Origin of the sequence: Streptococcus sp. CCUG 71758, from assembly GCF_011714815.1 — a bacterium.
GTDB classification, from domain to species: domain Bacteria; phylum Bacillota; class Bacilli; order Lactobacillales; family Streptococcaceae; genus Streptococcus; species Streptococcus halitosis.
The window spans coordinates 92,124-111,515 of the sequence record NZ_RXXO01000001.1; the positions used below are offsets into that span (position 1 = coordinate 92,124).

General features: G+C 42.3%; 15 protein-coding genes and 1 pseudogene. 15 read left to right on the top strand and 1 reads right to left on the bottom strand.

The genetic code is table 11. The features are described 5' to 3' along the window. Positions 1-331: 331 nt before the first annotated feature. The 9 genes from EKB01_RS00570 to EKB01_RS00610 all read left to right on the top strand — a co-directional run bounded on the left by EKB01_RS00570 (position 332) and on the right by EKB01_RS00610 (position 11,420). On the top strand, positions 332-3,724 hold the full coding sequence (locus EKB01_RS00570; protein WP_167265253.1) for an SIALI-17 repeat-containing surface protein: 3,393 nt from the start codon (positions 332-334) through the stop codon (positions 3,722-3,724). A gap of 233 nt (positions 3,725-3,957) precedes the next feature. Next, positions 3,958-4,656 (top strand): N-acetylmannosamine-6-phosphate 2-epimerase, encoded by a 699-nt coding sequence (locus EKB01_RS00575; protein WP_001135660.1) that lies wholly within the window; start codon positions 3,958-3,960, stop codon positions 4,654-4,656. Between the two features lie 114 nt (positions 4,657-4,770). Beyond that, on the top strand, positions 4,771-6,099 hold the full coding sequence (locus tag EKB01_RS00580; RefSeq protein WP_033584399.1) for an ABC transporter substrate-binding protein: 1,329 nt from the start codon (positions 4,771-4,773) through the stop codon (positions 6,097-6,099). 219 nt (positions 6,100-6,318) lie between these two features. Continuing rightward, positions 6,319-7,185 carry a sugar ABC transporter permease gene (locus tag EKB01_RS00585; protein ID WP_161800156.1) on the top strand — a complete coding sequence of 289 codons (867 nt, stop codon included), beginning with the start codon at positions 6,319-6,321 and terminating at the stop codon, positions 7,183-7,185. Positions 7,186-7,200: 15 nt separating this feature from the next. Next, positions 7,201-8,040 carry a carbohydrate ABC transporter permease gene (locus tag EKB01_RS00590; protein ID WP_001183243.1) on the top strand — a complete coding sequence of 280 codons (840 nt, stop codon included), beginning with the start codon at positions 7,201-7,203 and terminating at the stop codon, positions 8,038-8,040. Between the two features lie 273 nt (positions 8,041-8,313). Further along, positions 8,314-8,766, top strand: coding sequence for a YhcH/YjgK/YiaL family protein (locus EKB01_RS00595; RefSeq protein ID WP_033584402.1), 453 nt, complete (start codon positions 8,314-8,316; stop codon positions 8,764-8,766). Between the two features lie 20 nt (positions 8,767-8,786). Continuing rightward, positions 8,787-9,431: a DUF624 domain-containing protein gene (locus EKB01_RS00600; protein ID WP_033584404.1), complete on the top strand. Its 645-nt coding sequence runs from the start codon at positions 8,787-8,789 to the stop codon at positions 9,429-9,431. A 169-nt stretch (positions 9,432-9,600) separates the two neighbouring features. Next, positions 9,601-10,518 carry a dihydrodipicolinate synthase family protein gene (locus EKB01_RS00605; protein ID WP_007521192.1) on the top strand — a complete coding sequence of 306 codons (918 nt, stop codon included), beginning with the start codon at positions 9,601-9,603 and terminating at the stop codon, positions 10,516-10,518. Positions 10,519-10,535: 17 nt separating this feature from the next. Then, entirely contained in the window at positions 10,536-11,420 is an 885-nt protein-coding gene (locus tag EKB01_RS00610) for an ROK family protein (protein WP_007521195.1), read from the top strand. A 15-nt stretch (positions 11,421-11,435) separates the two neighbouring features. On the opposite strand, the gene EKB01_RS00615 is transcribed toward EKB01_RS00610, so the two are convergent. Next, on the bottom strand, positions 11,436-12,287 hold the full coding sequence (locus EKB01_RS00615; protein WP_007521197.1) for a MurR/RpiR family transcriptional regulator: 852 nt from the start codon (positions 12,285-12,287) through the stop codon (positions 11,436-11,438). Positions 12,288-12,543: 256 nt separating this feature from the next. Between EKB01_RS00615 and pbp2b the strand changes: the two are divergent. From pbp2b to EKB01_RS00645, 6 genes and pseudogenes are all read left to right on the top strand, one after another. Beyond that, positions 12,544-14,585, top strand: a pseudogene (gene pbp2b, locus EKB01_RS00620) (penicillin-binding protein PBP2B). A gap of 10 nt (positions 14,586-14,595) precedes the next feature. Next, positions 14,596-15,192, top strand: coding sequence for a recombination mediator RecR (gene recR, locus EKB01_RS00625; RefSeq protein WP_000966754.1), 597 nt, complete (start codon positions 14,596-14,598; stop codon positions 15,190-15,192). Positions 15,193-15,365: 173 nt separating this feature from the next. After that, entirely contained in the window at positions 15,366-16,409 is a 1,044-nt protein-coding gene (locus EKB01_RS00630) for a D-alanine--D-alanine ligase (RefSeq protein WP_061588647.1), read from the top strand. 82 nt (positions 16,410-16,491) lie between these two features. Further along, positions 16,492-17,865 (top strand): UDP-N-acetylmuramoyl-tripeptide--D-alanyl-D-alanine ligase, encoded by a 1,374-nt coding sequence (gene murF, locus EKB01_RS00635; RefSeq protein WP_061588646.1) that lies wholly within the window; start codon positions 16,492-16,494, stop codon positions 17,863-17,865. Next, positions 17,852-18,463 carry an NUDIX hydrolase gene (locus EKB01_RS00640; RefSeq protein WP_167265255.1) on the top strand — a complete coding sequence of 204 codons (612 nt, stop codon included), beginning with the start codon at positions 17,852-17,854 and terminating at the stop codon, positions 18,461-18,463. Before murF ends, EKB01_RS00640 begins: the two co-directional genes overlap by 14 nt. A 196-nt stretch (positions 18,464-18,659) precedes the next feature. After that, positions 18,660-19,364: a TIGR02206 family membrane protein gene (locus tag EKB01_RS00645; RefSeq protein ID WP_007521207.1), complete on the top strand. Its 705-nt coding sequence runs from the start codon at positions 18,660-18,662 to the stop codon at positions 19,362-19,364. Positions 19,365-19,392 lie beyond the last annotated feature (28 nt).

Genomic DNA, 19,392 nt, shown 5'->3' on the forward strand with positions numbered 1-19,392 from the left:
TGAGAGAGCCCAGGAGCTCTCTTTTTTATGTCCTAAACCTGAAAGTACTTTTAGAAAATTTAAAATATTAAAATATTCTTAAAAGTAAAATCTATTCTGTGGGAACACAGATATAAATATAAGACTTTATTGTATAATAAAGGAAAAGTCACTTGTGAAAGGAGGAAAAAGGCTGCTGGACGCTTAAAGAATGGCTCAGCAGAAATGGGAGAGGATTGGGAGCTCTCATTAAGTTGGATACTTTCTTGTAAAACTTGTCTCTTGAAGAGACAATAAAAATTTTTAAAGAAAAAAGAAAGCGCTTTATTTTATGAAAAATGAAAGGACAAACATGAATTACAAATCTTTAGATCGGAAACAGCGATACGGAATTCGAAAATTTGCAGTCGGGGCGGCATCGGTAGTGATTGGTACAGTAGTATTTGGAGCAAATCCAGTCTTAGCTCAAGAGCAAGCCAATGCAGCAGGGGCCAATACAGAAACTGTCGAACCTGGTCAAGGATTATCAGAATTGCCAAAAGAAGTGTCCTCGGGAGATCTTGCTCATTTGGATAAGGATTTGGCTGGTAAATTGGCAGCAGCTCAAGACAATGGCGTTGAGGTGGACCAAGATCATTTGAAAAAAAATGAGAGTGCAGAATCAGAAACTCCATCCTCTACGGAAACCCCTGCAGAAGAAGCAAATAAGGAAGCGAAATCAGAGGATCAGGGGGCTATTCCTCGTGACTATTACTCAAGAGATTTAAAAAATGCTAATCCTGTCCTTGAAAAAGAAGATGTTGAAACCAATGCAGCAAATGGTCAGAGAGTCGATTTATCAAGTGAACTAGACAAACTAAAGAAGCTTCAAAATGCTACAGTTCACATGGAGTTTAAACCAGATGCATCAGCTCCACGCTTTTACAATCTCTTCTCTGTATCCAGTGACACCAAGGAAAATGAGTACTTTACTATGTCGGTCCTTGATAATACAGCTCTTATTGAAGGGCGTGGCGCTAACGGGGAGCAGTTCTATGATAAGTATACAGATGCTCCTTTGAAAGTTCGCCCTGGACAATGGAATTCCGTAACCTTTACTGTCGAACAACCGACAGCGGAGTTACCTCATGGTCGAGTTCGTCTCTATGTGAACGGTGTCTTATCCCGAACAAGTCTAAAATCTGGTAACTTTATCAAAGATATGCCAGATGTTAATCAAGCTCAACTTGGAGCAACCAAACGGGGCAATAAAACAGTTTGGGCATCAAACCTACAAGTTCGAAACCTAACTGTTTATGATCGTGCTTTAAGCCCAGATGAAGTTCAAACACGGAGTCAATTATTTGAAAGAGGTGAATTGGAACAGAAACTTCCTGAGGGCGCGAAAATCTCAGAGAAAGAAGATGTCTTTGAAGGGGGAATGCATAACCAACCAAACAAAGATGGCATCAAGAGTTATCGTATTCCAGCTCTTCTCAAGACTGATAAAGGAACGCTGATTGCAGGTGCAGATGAACGCCGTCTCCATTCGAGTGACTGGGGTGATATCGGTATGGTCATTAGACGCAGTGAAGATAATGGTAAAACTTGGGGAGATCGAGTAACCATTACCAACTTACGTGACAATCCAAGAGCTTCTGACCCATCAATCGGTTCACCAGTGAATATCGATATGACCTTGACTCAAGATCCTGAAACCAAACGCATCTTTGCCATTTATGACATGTTCCCAGAAGGAAAAGGGATCTTTGGAATGTCTTCGCAAAAAGAAGAAGCCTACAAAGAAATCAATGGTAAAACCTATCAACTCCTCTATCGAGAAGGTGAACAGGAAGCTTATACTATTCGAGAAAATGGTACAGTTTACACTCCAGATGGTAAAGCAACAGACTACCGCGTTGTTGTAGATCCTGTTAAACCAGCCTATAGCGACAAGGGTGATCTATACAAGGGTGACCAGCTACTAGGCAATATCTACTTCACAACAAACAAAACTTCTCCATTTAGAATTGCGAAGGATAGCTACCTATGGATGTCTTACAGCGATGACGACGGGAAGACCTGGTCAGCGCCTCAAGATATTACTCCGATGGTCAAAGCCGATTGGATGAAATTCCTAGGAGTAGGTCCTGGAGTGGGGATTACCCTTCGTACTGGACCACATAAAGGTCGAATCGTCGTTCCTGTCTATACAACCAACCGGGCTAACCACCTCAATGGTTCTCAATCATCTCGAATCATCTACTCAGACGACCATGGTAAGACTTGGCATATGGGTGGTGGTGTCAACGACAATCGTACACTTTATGATGGTACAGTAGTCGATTCAAGTACCATGAGTAATTATTATGCTCAAAATACGGAAGCTTCAGTTGTTCAGTTAAACAATGGGGACCTCAAACTCTTTATGCGTGGGTTGACAGAAGATCTACAGGTTGCGACCAGTCATGATGGTGGTCTAACTTGGGACAATAACGTTGAACGCTACGATGTTCCAGATGTTTATGTTCAAATGGCTGCGACTCATACGGTTCAAAATGGTAAAGAGTATATTCTCTTGGCAAATGCAAATGGTCCAGGTCGTAAAAATGGTTATATTCGAGTGGCTCGTGTAGAAGAAGATGGCCAGCTAACTTGGTTGCACCACCATTTGATTCAAGAAGGTGAGTATGCTTATAACTCACTTCAACAAATCGGGCCAGATGAATTTGGACTTTTATACGAACACCATGCTCCTGGAGGTGTTCCATACACACTTTCCTTCAAGAAATTCAACTGGGATTTCTTGACTAAGGAAAGAATTTCTCCTAAAGAAGCAAAAGTGAAATATGCTATCCAAAAATGGCCAGGTATTATTGCCATGGAGTTCGATTCGGAAGTATTGGTCAACAAGGCTCCGACCCTTCAATTGGCAAATGGCAAGACAGCAACCTTTATGACCCAGTACGATACAAAAACTCTCCTATTCACAATAGATCCAGAGGATATGGGTCAAAGGATTACAGGTCTTGCAGAGGGTACAATTGAAAGCATGCACAATTTACCAGTTTCTTTAGCTGGCTCTAAACTAAGCGATGGTATTAATGGCAGTGAAGCTGCTATCCATGAGGTTCCAGAGTTCACAGGTGGTGTAAATGCAGAAGAAGCGGCTGTGGCAGAGGTACCAGAGTACACTGGACCATTGGCAACAGCAGGTGAAGAACCAGCTCCAACAGTAGAAAAACCGGAATTCACAGGTGGTGTAAATGCAGAAGGAGCGGCTGTGGCAGAGGTACCAGAGTACACCGGTCCATTGGCAACGGTAGGTGAAGAACCGGCTCCAACGGTAGCAAAACCAGAATTCACAGGTGGTGTCAATGCAGTTGAGGCAGCAGTCCATGAGATTCCTGAGTTTAAAGGAGGAGTGAATGCAGTTCAAGCAGCCTCAAACGAGGTTCCAGAATATAGCGGAGGTGCTAACTTTGTCTTGGCAGCTTCAAATGACCTGCCAGAGTATAAGGGTGGAGTCAATGGCGCTGAGGCAGCAGTCCATGAAGTGCCAGAGTACAAGGGAGACACCAATATAGTATTGGCAGCTGCAGACAACAAACTGTCTCTAGGCCAAGATGTGACCTATCAAGCGCCAGCAGCTAAACAAGATGAACTTCCAAATACGGGAAGCAAGGAAACCAGCTCACTAATTTCCCTTGGCCTTGCGGGCGTCCTCTTATCACTTTTTGCATTTGGAAAGAAGAGAAAAGAATAATAAGCAAGAGCTTTTTGAGTAAGTTTCAGAAGAGATAGCAGGTTTTCAAGCCTGCTATCTTTTTTGATGACATTCAGGTTGATTCGAAATCATAAGAGGCCTGAAACTACTTTCAGGAACGGCTGTTCTATAAAATACTTTTGAAACTGAAATCTATTCTATCACAAGCTATTGAAAGCGCTTAACAAATAATATATAATAAGCCCATAAGAACAAGAAAGGGAGGAAAGAGGATGCCACAGATCAGCAAAGAAGCCTTGATTGAACAAATCAAAGATGGAATCATTGTCTCTTGCCAGGCACTTCCTCACGAACCGCTTTATACAGAAGCGGGAGGAGTCATTCCCTTGCTAGTCAAAGCGGCTGAGCAAGGTGGAGCAGTCGGTATCCGAGCAAACAGTGTTCGCGATATCAAGGAGATCAAGGAGGTTACGAAACTCCCGATTATCGGGATTATCAAACGTGACTATCCGCCACAGGAGCCTTTCATTACAGCTACGATGAGAGAAGTGGATGAACTGGCTGAACTAGATATTGAGGTCATTGCTCTGGATTGTACCAAACGTGAACGTTACGATGGTTTGGAAATCCAAGACTTTATCCGACAAGTCAAAGAAAAATATCCGCATCAACTCTTGATGGCTGATACCAGTACTTTTGAAGAAGGAATTGCAGCGGTTGAAGCAGGTGTTGATTTTGTTGGAACAACCCTATCAGGTTATACCTCTTATAGTCCGAAAGTAGATGGTCCAGACTTTGAACTGATCAAAAAACTGTGTGAAGCAGGTGTGGATGTCATCGCTGAAGGGAAGATTCACACACCAGAACAAGCCAAGCAAATCCTTGAATATGGAGTGCGAGGTATCGTTGTTGGTGGAGCGATTACTAGACCAAAAGAGATTACGGAACGCTTTGTTGCCGGTCTTAAATAACACAATCTCAAAACAGAGGAGAGTGGTCGATGCGTCGGATAAAATGAAAACGTATACAAATATAAACTTGCTCATTATCCAATATGGATACGCTTAACAATTAGGAGAATACAAATGAAATTTAGAAAACTAGCTTGTACAGTACTTGCGGGTGCTGCGATTCTTGGCCTTGCTGCTTGTGGTAACTCTGGTGGAAGTAAAGATGCTGGAAATTCTGGTAGCGATAGCGGAAAAACAGAAATCACTTGGTGGGCATTCCCAGTCTTCACACAAGAAAAAACGGGTGACGGTGTTGGAACTTATGAAAAATCAATCATCGAAGCTTTTGAAAAAGCAAATCCAGATGTAAAAGTGAAATTGGAAACCATCGACTTCAAGTCAGGTCCTGAAAAGATCACAACAGCCATCGAAGCAGGGACAGCGCCAGACGTACTCTTTGACGCACCAGGGCGTATCATCCAATACGGTAAAAATGGTAAATTGGCTGAGTTGAACGACCTCTTCACAGACGAATTCATCAAAGATGTCAACAACGAAAACATCGTACAAGCAAGTAAGGCTGGAGACAAAGCTTACATGTATCCAATCAGTTCAGCTCCATTCTACATGGCTATGAACAAGAAAATGTTGGAAGATGCTGGAGTTGCAAACCTTGTAAAAGAAGGTTGGACAACTGATGACTTTGAAAAAGTTTTGAAAGCGCTTAAAGATAAAGGCTATACACCAGGTTCATTGTTCAGTTCTGGTCAAGGGGGAGACCAAGGAACACGTGCCTTCATCGCAAACCTTTATGGCGGTTCTGTAACAGACAAAGACGTAACCAAATATACAACAGACGATCCTAAATTCGTCAAAGGTCTTGAAAAAGCTGCTAGCTGGATTAAAGACGGTTTGTTGAACAACGGTTCACAATTTGACGGTGGAGCAGACATCCAAAACTTTGCCAACGGTCAAACTTCATACACAATCCTTTGGGCACCAGCTCAAAACGGTATCCAAGCGAAGCTCTTGGAAGCAAGTAAGGTAGATGTGGTAGAAGTACCATTCCCATCAGACTCTGGTAAACCATCTCTTGAATACCTTGTAAACGGATTTGCAGTATTTAACAACAAAGACGATAAGAAAATCGCAGCTGCTAAGAAATTCGTTCAATTCATCGCAGATGACAAAGAATGGGGTCCTAAAGACGTAGTTCGTACAGGTGCCTTCCCAGTTCGTACATCATTTGGCAAACTTTATGATGACAAACGTATGGAAACAATCAGCAGCTGGACTAAATACTACTCACCATACTACAACACTATTGATGGATTTGCTGAAATGAGAACACTTTGGTTCCCAATGTTGCAATCTGTATCAAATGGTGACGAAAAACCAGCGGATGCTTTGAAAGCCTTCACCGAAAAAGCTAACGAAACCATCAAAAAAGCTACAAAACAATAAGCACTAAGTCAGATTGATTCCCCCCTTTTCCCTGTGCACTATGGTGTAAGAAAAGGGGGACTTTTGTTTGAAATGGTAGGAACTGTCACGAAATTAAAATGAAGTTCTTACATAAGCGAATCTTAAAAAATTTCATTTTGGTTTTAAAACAGTTCAAGAAAATCAAAAACTATTCTATTTGAAAGAGAGGTGCCGACTGTGAAAGTCAATAAAATTCGTATGCGGGAAACAGTGATTTCCTACGCTTTCCTAGCACCAGTGTTATTCTTCTTTGTCATCTTTGTCTTGGCTCCTATGATTATGGGATTCATTACAAGTTTCTTTAACTACTCCATGACTAAATTTGAGTTTGTGGGCTTGGACAACTACATTCGCATGTTTAAAGATCCGGTCTTTATGAAGTCTTTGATCAATACCGTTATCCTGGTTATTGGATCTGTTCCGATTGTAGTTCTCTTCTCTCTCTTTGTAGCATCTCAAACCTATCATCAAAATGCGATTGCCCGTTCTTTCTATCGTTTCGTCTTCTTCCTTCCTGTAGTTACAGGTAGTGTTGCCGTAACGGTTGTATGGAAATGGATCTATGACCCCCTATCAGGGATTTTAAACTTTGTCCTTAAGTCAAGCCACATCATCAGCCAAAATATTTCTTGGCTGGGTGACAAAAACTGGGCTTTGCTAGCGATTATGATTATCCTTTTGACAACATCTGTTGGTCAACCGATTATCCTTTATATCGCTGCCATGGGAAATATTGACAACTCACTTGTTGAAGCAGCGCGTGTTGACGGTGCGACTGAATTTCAAGTCTTCTGGAAGATCAAATGGCCTAGCCTTCTTCCAACAACTCTTTACATCGCGATCATCACAACCATCAACTCATTCCAGTGTTTCGCCTTGATTCAGCTCTTGACATCTGGTGGTCCAAACTACTCAACAAGTACCTTGATGTACTACCTTTATGAAAAAGCCTTCCAATTGACAGAATACGGCTATGCAAATACCATCGGTGTCTTCTTGGCAGTGATGATTGCCATTGTCAGCTTTGCTCAATTCAAGATCCTCGGAAACGACGTAGAATACTAAAGAAAGGAGACAGTTATGCAACCTACACAAAAGAAACCCTTAACAGCTTTCACTGTTATTTCAACGATTATCTTGCTCTTGTTGACCGTACTGTTCATCTTTCCATTCTACTGGATCTTGACAGGGGCCTTCAAATCACAGCCTGATACCATTATGATTCCGCCACAGTGGTTCCCTAAAATGCCAACCATGGAGAACTTCCAACAACTCATGGTGCAAAACCCTGCTATGCAGTGGATGTGGAACTCTGTATTTATCTCACTGGTAACCATGTTCCTAGTCTGTGCAACCTCTTCTCTAGCAGGTTATGTCTTGGCTAAAAAACGTTTCTATGGTCAACGCATCCTCTTTGCAGTCTTTATCGCTGCCATGGCTCTTCCAAAACAAGTTGTCCTTGTACCATTGGTACGTATCGTCAACTTCATGGGAATTCACGATACTCTCTGGGCAGTTATCTTGCCTTTGATCGGATGGCCGTTTGGGGTCTTCCTTATGAAACAATTCAGTGAAAATATCCCGACAGAATTGCTTGAATCAGCTAAAATCGACGGTTGTGGTGAAATTCGTACCTTCTGGAGCGTAGCCTTCCCTATTGTGAAACCAGGATTTGCAGCCCTTGCAATCTTTACCTTCATCAATACTTGGAACGACTACTTCATGCAGTTGGTTATGTTGACTTCACGTCAAAACTTGACTATCTCACTCGGGGTTGCGACCATGCAGGCCGAAATGGCGACCAACTATGGTTTGATCATGGCTGGTGCAGCTCTTGCAGCCGTGCCAATCGTAACAGTCTTCTTAGTCTTCCAAAAATCCTTCACTCAGGGTATCACTATGGGAGCTGTTAAAGGATAATGCTCTGCGAAAATTGAATTCAAACTACGTCTGCGTTACCATGCTATACTTAAGTATTGCCTGCGGTTAGCTTCCGAGTTTGTTCTTCGATTTTCATTGAGTATAGGAAAAACTGTCTATCAAAATTCAGAAGAATATGTTATAGACTAAGAGAAATATAGTTTCATAAGTGTCTACAAAATGGAGAGTATGCAGTTACTTCGTGAAGTTTTGTCAGACACTTATCAACTTAATTTATGATTTTAGTTAACTATCAGAAACGAAGGAAACAGTATGATTTTTGACGATTTGAAAAACATCTACTTTTACAAGGGGATTCATCCCAATCTAGACAAGGCTATCGACTATCTCTATCAGCACCGTAAGAATTCTTTCGAACTCGGTAAGTATGAGATTGACGGGGACAAGGTCTTTCTAGTTGTTCAGGAAAATGTCCTCAATCAAGCTGAAAATGATCAATTTGAGCACCATAAGAATTATGCAGACTTGCATTTGCTGGTAGAAGGACATGAATATTCGAGCTACGGTTCACGTATCAAAGATGAAGCAGTAGCATTCGACGAAGCGAGCGACATTGGCTTTGTCCATTGTCATGAAAAATACCCACTCTTGTTGGGCTATCACAATTTTGCAATTTTCTTCCCAGGAGAACCACACCAGCCAAATGGCTACGCAGGGATGGAAGAAAAAGTTCGCAAGTATCTCTTTAAAATTTTGATTGATTAAAAGAATCAGGAGGAGCAAACATGGCACAAAAAGGAGTAAGCCTTATCAAGGCAGCATTTGATACAGATAATTTTCTCATGCGTTTCAGTGAGAAGGTCTTGGATATCGTGACAGTCAATCTTCTTTTTGTCGTCTCTTGTTTGCCCATTGTGACGATTGGAGTGGCGAAAATCAGCCTTTACGAGACCATGTTTGAGATTAAGAGAAGCAGACGAGTTCCAGTTTTCAGAACCTATCTAAGAGCTTTCAAGCAAAATCTGAAACTGGGGCTTCAGTTAGGTTTGCTAGAGTTGGGCATTGTCTCATTAAGCTTTTTAGATCTCTATCTCTTCTGGGGCCAGACAGCTTTGCCTTTCCAGGTTGTGAAAGCTATTTGTTTGGGGATTCTCATCTTCCTCACTCTGGTGATGCTAGCTAGTTATCCCATCGCTGCGCGCTATGATTTGTCTTGGAAAGAAGTGCTGCAAAAAGGGCTTATCTTGGCAAGTTTTAACTTTCCATGGTTCTTCCTCATGTTAGCCATTCTCTTTCTCATAGTGATGGTTCTTTATCTATCCGCCTTCACTCTCCTTTTGGGTGGGTCAGCCTTTATCCTCTTTGGTTTTGGTTTGCTAGTCTTTCTCCAAGCAGGATTGATGGAGAAAATCTTCGCCAAATACCAGTAGGATGGCTTGTTTCTGAAACTACTTTCAATCGTTACAGTTTCTAAAATACAAGTAGAAACTAAAATCTAAGTGTATACAAGATATTGAAAGCGATTTTCACAAGGTGTATACTAAACTTGTAAAAATAGAACTGCTCTCAGCAGAAAAAAGAAATCTTAGGAGAAAATCTATGTCAGATTTGAAAAAATACGAAGGTGTCATTCCAGCCTTCTACGCATGTTATGATGATCAAGGAGAAGTCAGTCCAGAGCGTACGCGCGCCTTGGTCCAATACTTCATTGATAAGGGAGTTCAAGGTCTCTATGTAAATGGTTCTTCTGGTGAATGTATCTACCAAAGTGTGGCAGATCGCAAATTGATTTTGGAAGAAGTCATGGCAGTTGCCAAGGGCAAATTGACTATCATCGCTCACGTTGCCTGCAACAATACCAAAGATAGTATGGAACTTGCTCGCCACGCAGAAAGCTTGGGTGTAGATGCCATTGCAACCATTCCACCGATTTACTTCCGTTTGCCAGAATACTCAGTTGCTAAATACTGGAACGATATCAGTTCTGCAGCTCCAAACACAGACTACGTTATCTACAACATTCCTCAATTAGCAGGTGTTGCTTTGACTCCAAGTCTCTACACTGAAATGTTGAAGAATCCTCGTGTTATCGGTGTTAAGAACTCTTCTATGCCAGTTCAAGATATCCAAACCTTTGTCAGCCTTGGTGGAGAAGACCACATCGTCTTTAATGGTCCAGATGAACAGTTCCTAGGTGGACGGCTCATGGGTGCTAAAGCTGGTATCGGTGGTACTTACGGTGCGATGCCAGAACTCTTCTTGAAACTCAATGAGTTGATTGCTGAGAAAGACTTGGAAACAGCGCGTGAATTGCAATACGCTATCAACGCAATCATTGGTAAGCTCACTTCTGCACATGGAAATATGTACGGTGTGATTAAGGAAGTCTTGAAGATCAATGAAGGACTTAACATTGGATCAGTCCGTTCACCATTGACGCCAGTGACTGAAGAAGATCGACCAGTTGTAGAAGCAGCAGCGCAATTGATTCGTGAAACCAAGGAGCGCTTCCTCTAATCCATAAGGAGGTATTTATGACACACTACGTTGCAATTGATATCGGTGGAACCAATATCAAATATGGTTTGATTGACCAAGAAGGCCAACTTGTTGAATCGCATGAAATGCCAACTGAGGCGCATAAGGGTGGTCCTCATATCTTACAAAAGACAAAAGATATCGTAGCCAGCTATTTAGAAAAAGGCCTAGTTGCAGGTGTTGCCATTTCTTCGGCAGGGATGGTGGATCCTGATAAGGGTGAGATTTTCTACGCTGGTCCTCAGATTCCCAACTATGCAGGAACCCAGTTCAAAAAGGAAATCGAGACGAGTTTTGCGATTCCTTGTGAAATTGAAAATGATGTCAACTGTGCAGGTCTAGCTGAGGCAGTATCTGGTTCAGGCAAGGGAGCGAGTGTCACTCTTTGCTTGACCATTGGAACAGGTATCGGTGGTTGCTTGATTATGGATGGGAAAGTCTTCCATGGATTTAGCAATTCGGCCTGCGAAGTCGGTTACATGCACATGCAGGATGGAGCTTTCCAAGACTTGGCTTCTACGACAGCCTTGGTGGAGTATGTAGCAGCAGCTCACGGTGATCCAGTTGACCAGTGGAATGGCCGACGTATTTTCAAGGAAGCTACCGAAGGAAACAAGATCTGTATGGCTGGGATTGACCGCATGGTAGACTATCTAGGAAAAGGTCTGGCAAATATTTGCTACGTTGCCAATCCAGAAGTAGTCATTCTCGGTGGCGGTATCATGGGGCAAGAAGCTATCCTCAAACCGAAGATTCGCGCAGCCTTGAAGGCGGCCTTGGTACCAAGCCTAGCTGAAAAAACACGATTAGAATTTGCCCATCACCAAAATACAGCAGGGATGTTGGGAGCCTACTATCATTTCAAGACAAAACAATCCTAGTTTGGTTCAACCAAACTAGGATTTTCTAACGCGTTTTTGTCTACGATAGCCATTGAGTTTTTTATTTTCCCAATAGCTATTAAAGATTTTCTCCTTGCTTTCACGATTGATTTCCAAAAAGTAGGCATAAACCAAATCTATAAGGAAGAGCATGGGGAGTTGAGCGGATATCCGTTGAATGTAGGAAGGCTGGCTGTGGCTGGCAACAAGAACGGTTTCTGTATAGGCCTGACTATTTTTGTTTGGAGCGCTGGTAAAGAGGATGGTCTTGGCCCCCATCTCTTTTGCGTCTAATAGACTGTCTAAAATAGAAGGAGTTGTACCAGAAAGTGAGAAACCGAGTACTAGACAATTTTCATCCATGATGCTGGTCGTCCATGCAAAGCCGTCCTGATCGGTTAAGGCTTCACAGACCACACCCAGACGCATGAAACGCAATTTCATTTCACGAGCGACAAGACCGGAACTACCTGTTCCAAAGAAGTAGACACGCTCAGCATCTTCGATTAACTGGGCGACGCGTTCCAGTTGTTCTTCGTCAATCAAATCCTGCGTTTGTTCTCGCATGATACTGTAGCTTCGCAAAACACGTTTGGTCAAAGGACTATGTTTGTGGGAATGAGTGTCCGGTTTACTAGCCTGATGCTGGTATTGAAAGACGAATTCTCGGTAGCCTGTAAAACCACACTTTTTGGCAAAGCGGGTCAATGCTGCTTGGGAGATGTGTAATTTCTGGGTGACTTGCTGAGAAGAAAGATCATCTTGGATCGTTTCAGGTTGTAAAAAATAGCGAGCGATTTCTTGCTCGAGCTCGGTTAATTCTTCAAAATGGAGGTCGATTATGGTTGCGATGTCTGGCTTGTTCATGAGGCTCCTTTTTATGAGTCAAATTCTTAAAGGTTAACGCTTTCCTAACTATTACTATCATTATATCACAGAAGTTAGGATAACCAAATAAAAAGGCATTTTCAGTTGAAAGTCAAAAAATGCTTCGACTTTTCCAAGAGTTTCTCCGTAAAATATGGTACAATGAAATGTACTGAACATCACCTGTTTGCTCTATTATTTTATATGTAAATAAAGGTGAAAATCGGAAATTTTTCTAGAAAAGAGTCTTAGTTGTATGAGAAAATTCAATAGCCATTCGATTCCTATTCGGCTTAATTTACTGTTTGCCATTGTTATCCTGTTGTTTATGGCCATTATTGGTCGATTGTTATACATGCAGGTGCTCAATAAAGATTTCTATGAAACAAAATTGGCCTCAGCCAGCCAGACAAGGGTAACAACCAGTTCAGCTCGTGGACAGATCTATGATGCGGCAGGGAAACCCTTGGTAGAAAACACTGTCAAGCAGGTTGTTTCTTTCACCCGAAACAATAAAATGACAGCAGCAGAATTGAAGGAGACAGCCAAGAAACTTCTCACATATGTGAATGTAACCTCCCCTAATTTGACAGACCGTCAGATTGCAGACTACTACTTGGCGGACCAGGACGTTTACAAAAAACAGTCGAATCCTTGCCAAGTGATAAACGCCTGGATTCAGATGGAAATCGTTTATCAGAAGCAACTCTCTACAATAATGCAGTTGAAAGTATTGACGTGAGTCAACTCAATTATACAGATGACCAGAAAAAGGAAATCTATCTCTTTAGTCAGCTCAATGCCGTTGAAAATTTTGCGACGGGCACCATTTCTACGGATGCCTTGAATGATACCCAAGTTGCTCTCGTTGCATCAGCATCCAAGGAATTACCAGGGATTAGTATTTCAACTTCATGGGATCGGAAAGTCCTAGACACTTCTTTGTCTTCAATTGTAGGTAGTGTATCAAGTGAAAAATCAGGTCTTCCAGCGGAGGAAGTGGACGCTTATTTGAAAAAAGGGTATTCTCTCAATGACCGAGTGGGAACTTCCTATCTTGAAAAGCAATATGAAGATGTTCTTCAAGGCAAACGCTCCGTCAAGGAAATCCACCTTGACAAACACGGAAATATGGAAAGTGTAGAAAATGTCGAAGAAGGAAGCAAAGGAAACAACATCAAACTAACGATTGACCTAACTTTCCAGAATGGTGTAGATGACCTACTCAAGAGCTACTTCAACTCAGAGTTGGGTAACGGTGGAGCTAAATACTCTGAAGGAGTCTACGCTGTAGCCCTCAATCCTAAAACCGGTGCAGTTCTAGCGATGTCGGGTGTCAAGCATAATGTCGAATCCGGTGAATTAAGTTCAGATTCGCTTGGAACGATAACCAATGTCTTTGTTCCAGGATCTGTCGTTAAGGCGGCAACCCTTAGCTCTGGTTGGGAAAATGGGGTCTTGTCAGGCAATCAAACCTTGACAGATCAGCCGATTGTTTTCCAAGGTTCGGCTCCGATCAATTCATGGTATACCTTATCCTATGGCTCCTTCCCTATCACAGCAGTTGAAGCTTTGGAGTACTCTTCTAATACCTACATGGTTCAGACTGCGCTAGGGATCATGGGACAGTCCTACCAGCCAAATATGATAGTCGCAACTGATCAGTTAGAGACTGCAATGGGCAAATTGCGATCAACTTTTGGGGAATATGGACTCGGAGCTTCAACGGAGATTGACCTCCCAGATGAATCTACAGGATTTACACCAAAAGAATTTGATTTAGCCAACTATATTAATAACGCCTTTGGCCAGTTTGATAACTACACACCTATGCAGTTAGCCCAGTATGTCGCAACCATTGCAAACAATGGCGTACGATTGGCTCCTCACATCGTTGAGGGAGTTTATGGAAACAATGAACAAGGTGGCTTAGGCAATCTAGTTCAAGAAACAGCCACCAAGGAACTGAACAAGATCAATATCTCAGAAGCGGATATAGCTCTCTTGCACCAAGGTTTCTATCAAGTTTCGCATGGAACGAGCGCTCTGACAACTGGTCGTGCCTTTTCAAATGGCGCAGCCGTTTCCATAAGCGGGAAAACGGGAACGGCCGAAAGTTATGTTAATGGTGGTCAAAAGGCCAATAATACCAACGCAGTTGCTTATGCTCCGTCTGATAATCCTCAAATCGCGGTCGCAGTCGTCTTTCCTCATAATACCAACCTAACAAATGGTGTCGGACCTTCAATTGCACGAGATATTATCAACCTCTATAACCAACAACATCCAATGAATTAGAAAGGAACTTATGCTGTATCCAACACCTATTGCCAAGTTAATTGATAGCTATTCGAAGCTTCCAGGTATCGGAATCAAAACGGCTACCCGTCTCGCCTTCTATACCATTGGAATGTCTGATGATGATGTCAATGAATTTGCCAAAAACCTTCTATCTGCCAAGCGGGAATTGACCTATTGTTCCATCTGTGGTCGCTTGACCGATGATGACCCTTGCTCGATCTGTACAGATCCGACTCGAGACCAGACAACCATCTTAGTGCTAGAGGATAGTCGCGATGTGGCTGCTATGGAAAATATCCAAGAATACCACGGACTCTATCATGTCTTGCACGGTCTCATTTCTCCTATGAATGGTATCAGTCCAGACGATATCAATCTCAAGAGCCTCATGACCCGTCTCATGGATAGTGAGGTTTCAGAGGTAATCGTGGCAACCAATGCGACAGCAGATGGGGAAGCGACGTCTATGTACCTCTCTCGTTTGCTCAAACCAGCTGGTATCAAAGTCACTCGTCTAGCACGAGGTCTAGCCGTGGGAGCAGATATCGAGTATGCGGACGAAGTCACACTCTTACGAGCTATTGAAAATCGGACAGAGTTGTAGGAGTAGACAAATTTACGAACTAAATTTATTTATAAGAAAATTAAGGAGACCGACTTTGATGTTATAGGTCTCTTTTATGTTTCTTAAATTCTAGTACCATGTTCAAGTTTCAAAAAAGAAGCAAATATGATATACTAAAGAACGAGCATTCTATTAGAATTAGGACAAGCAATATGAAACAAACGATTATTCTTTTATACGGTGGGCGTAGTGCAGAGCGTGAAGTCTCTGTCCTTTCAGCTGAAAGTGTGATGCGTGCGGTCAACTACGACCGTTTCACAGTCAAGACTTTCTTCATCAGCCAGTCAGGTGACTTTATCAAAACACAGGAATTTAGCCGGACTCCAGGTCAAGAGGATCGTCTCATGACAAATGCGACTATTGACTGGGGCAAGAAAATAGCGCCAAGTGCCATCTACGAAGAAGGTGCAGTGGTCTTCCCAGTCCTTCATGGTCCGATGGGAGAAGATGGTTCTGTTCAAGGATTTCTTGAAGTTTTGAAAATGCCCTATGTCGGCTGCAATATCTTGTCATCAAGCCTTGCCATGGATAAAATCACGACCAAGCGAGTTTTAGAATCTGTAGGGATTGCCCAAGTTCCTTATGTGGCCATCGTTGAAGGTGATGATGTGACTGCTAAAATCGCTGAAGTTGAAGAAAAATTGACTTATCCAGTCTTCACGAAACCGTCAAACATGGGTTCAAGTGTCGGTATTTCTAAGTCTGAAAACCAAGAAGAACTCCGTCAAGCTTTGGAACTTGCCTTCCAATATGACAGCCGTGTCTTGGTTGAGCAAGGAGTGAATGCCCGTGAAATCGAGGTTGGTCTCTTGGGAAACTACGATGTTAAGAGCACGCTTCCTGGTGAAGTGGTCAAGGACGTTGCTTTCTACGACTACGATGCCAAGTATATTGACAACAAGATTACCATGGATATCCCAGCCAAGATTAGTGATGATGTAGTAGCTGTCATGCGTCAAAATGCAGAAACTGCCTTCCGTGCGATCGGTGGCCTTGGTCTATCTCGTTGTGATTTCTTCTATACAGATAAGGGCGAGGTTTTCCTAAACGAGCTCAATACCATGCCAGGTTTTACCCAGTGGTCTATGTACCCACTACTTTGGGACAATATGGGAATCAGCTATCCAGAACTAATCGAGCGTTTGGTTGACCTTGCTAAGGAGAGCTTTAACAAGCACGAAGCGCATTTGCTATAAAATGAAAGAAGGGGTAGAAGCCAGAATCGTCACTGTAGGTGATTAGAGTTCTCGGACTTCAACCCTTTTTAAAGGAGTAGAAATGAAACTAACAATCCATGAAGTCGCCCAAGCTGTTGGAGCTAAAAATGATGTCAGTATCTTTGAGGATGCCCAGTTAGAAAAGGCTGAGTTTGACAGTCGTTTGATTGGGACGGGAAATTTGTTTGTGCCCCTCAAAGGTGCACGTGATGGTCATGACTTTATCGAAACAGCTTTTGAAAATGGTGCAGCAGTAACCTTGTCTGAGAAAGAGGTTGCAAATCATCCCTACATTTTAGTAGATGACGTTTTGTCTGCCTTTCAAACCCTAGCTGCCTACTATCTTGAAAAAACAGCAGTTGATGTCTTTGCGGTAACGGGTTCAAATGGTAAAACAACGACCAAGGATATGTTGGCGCACTTGCTATCAACAACCTACAAGACCTACAAAACTCAAGGCAATTACAATAACGAGATTGGACTTCCCTACACAGTTCTCCATATGCCTGAGGGGACAGAAAAGTTGGTCTTGGAGATGGGGCAGGATCACTTGGGGGATATTCATCTCTTGTCTGAATTGGCTCATCCAAAGACAGCCATCGTGACCTTGGTTGGAGAAGCCCATTTGGCCTTTTTCAAAGACCGTTCGGAAATCGCTAAAGGGAAGATGCAAATTGCAGATGGAATGGCACCTGGTTCCTTGCTCTTGGCTCCAGCTGACCCTATCGTAGAGGACTACTTGCCAACTGATAAAAAGGTGGTTCGTTTTGGGCAAGGAGCAGAGCTGGAAATTACAGACTTGATTGAGCGCAAGGATAGTCTGACCTTTAAGGCTAATTTTTTGGAACAAACCCTCGATTTGCCAGTGACAGGTAAGTACAATGCCACCAATGCTATGATTGCATCTTATGTTGCCCTACAAGAAGGAGTTTCAGAGGAACAGATTCATCAGGCCTTTCAGAACCTAGAATTGACCCGTAATCGTACTGAGTGGAAGAAAGCAGCCAATGGAGCAGATATCCTGTCAGATGTCTACAATGCCAATCCAACTGCTATGAAGTTGATTTTGGAGACATTCTCTGCCATCCCAGCTAATGAAGGGGGCAAGAAAATCGCTGTCTTAGCGGACATGAAGGAACTTGGTGACCAGTCTGTTCAACTCCATAACCAGATGATTTTGAGCCTCTCGCCAGATGTGCTGGATACCGTTATTTTCTACGGAGAAGACATTGCCGAATTGGCACAACTGGCTAGTCAAATGTTCCCAATCGGTCATGTATTCTACTTTAAGAAAACTGCGAGCGAAGATCAATTTGAAGACCTTGTCAAGCAAGTTAAGGAAAGACTCGGTGCCAATGACCAAATTTTGCTCAAAGGCTCTAACTCCATGAATCTAGCCAAGCTGGTAGAAAGTTTAGAAAATGAATGCAAGTGATTTTACCAAGTATCTGCAAAGAATGCTAGCCATTACGGATACTGGATTAACCTTTACAAAAGATCCTTTCGACCGTGAGCGCTACGAGGACTTGCGAAGTCTGTTATCTGAAATGTTGAATCAGGTATCAGACCTCGATGCAGAAGAAGTGGCAGAAGTCTTGAAACCAACGTCCGCTTATGCAACTCCTCTGATGGACGTCCGTGCTTGGATTGTTGAGGATGAAAAAGTCTGTTTAGTTAGAGGAAAAGGGGAGGATAGTTGGGCTTTGCCAGGTGGTTTTGGTGAAGTCGGCTACTCTCCAACCGAAAATATTCTTAAAGAAATTGAAGAAGAAACCGGCTTTACAGCAAAAGCTGAAAGGTTACTTGCAGTTTTTGATACCAATCGTTTCCAACTGCAGAGCAAACAATATGCAAAGTTTGTCTTTGAATGTAAGCTTCTTGATGGACAATTTCAAGAGAATCAAGAAATTGCTGAGCTTCAATTTTTTGCCATTGACCAATTGCCAGTCTTATCTGAAAAACGCATCACCAAGGAGCAAATGGAGATTCTTTGGCAGGTTTATAAGGGACAAAGAGACCAATATGTTGATTAGTTTATGCTAGAGAAGTCGACAAATCAAAAAAGGGTGTCTGTAAAGTGCATTTCTGCAATACAAATGATATAATAGGTTGCGAATTTAAGACGCAAGTGTTCTATGAATAGCATAGAATCAAGTTTTTTCAAAAAATTTAAAAGCTGGAGAAAGTGAATTTTTTACTGCCTCTAGCTAGATGAACGAGGAATAGAATATGAATTTGTGGGATAAATTATTTACCACGCAGATATCAGAACCGCCCCAGTTTGAACTCCACTGGTATATTGGTTTGTTATGTTTACTGGCCTTTACTTTCTACGCTTCTTATCGTTTTCGCGACAAAGTGGCTTACCAACGATTTATTCAGATTCTTCAATCTGTTCAACTGATTGTTCTGTATGGCTGGTATTGGGGAAACCATCTGCCCCTGTCAGAAAGTTTACCCTTCTATCATTGCCGTGTTGCCATGTTTGTCTTGCTCCTGATCCCGGGAACCTCTAAGTACAAGCAATACTTTGCCCTTCTAGGAGTCTTTGGAGCAACAGCAGCTCTGGCGTATCCACTATTTGATCCTTATCCGTTTCCACACGTGACCATCCTGTCCTTCATTATCGGACATGTGGCACTTTTGGGAAATGCACTCTTATACTTGTTTAAAAACTATGAAGCTTCCCTGCTCAGCTTCAAAAATGTAGCGGTGATTACCTTCACCTTGAACGCTTTGATATGGGTTGTTAATTTAGTTGTCAGTGGGGATTATGGTTTCTTAACGAGACCGCCACTTGTTGGAAATCACGGACAACTTTTGAATTACCTTATTGTTTCGAGCGTTATCGTGATAGCAATTTGCGTAACAGCAAAATTGCTAGAGATTTTTTTACAGCAAAAATCGGAAGAATTTATTCAAGAGAAGGTCTAAAAAGACCTTCTTTTTTTGATGGGTTATA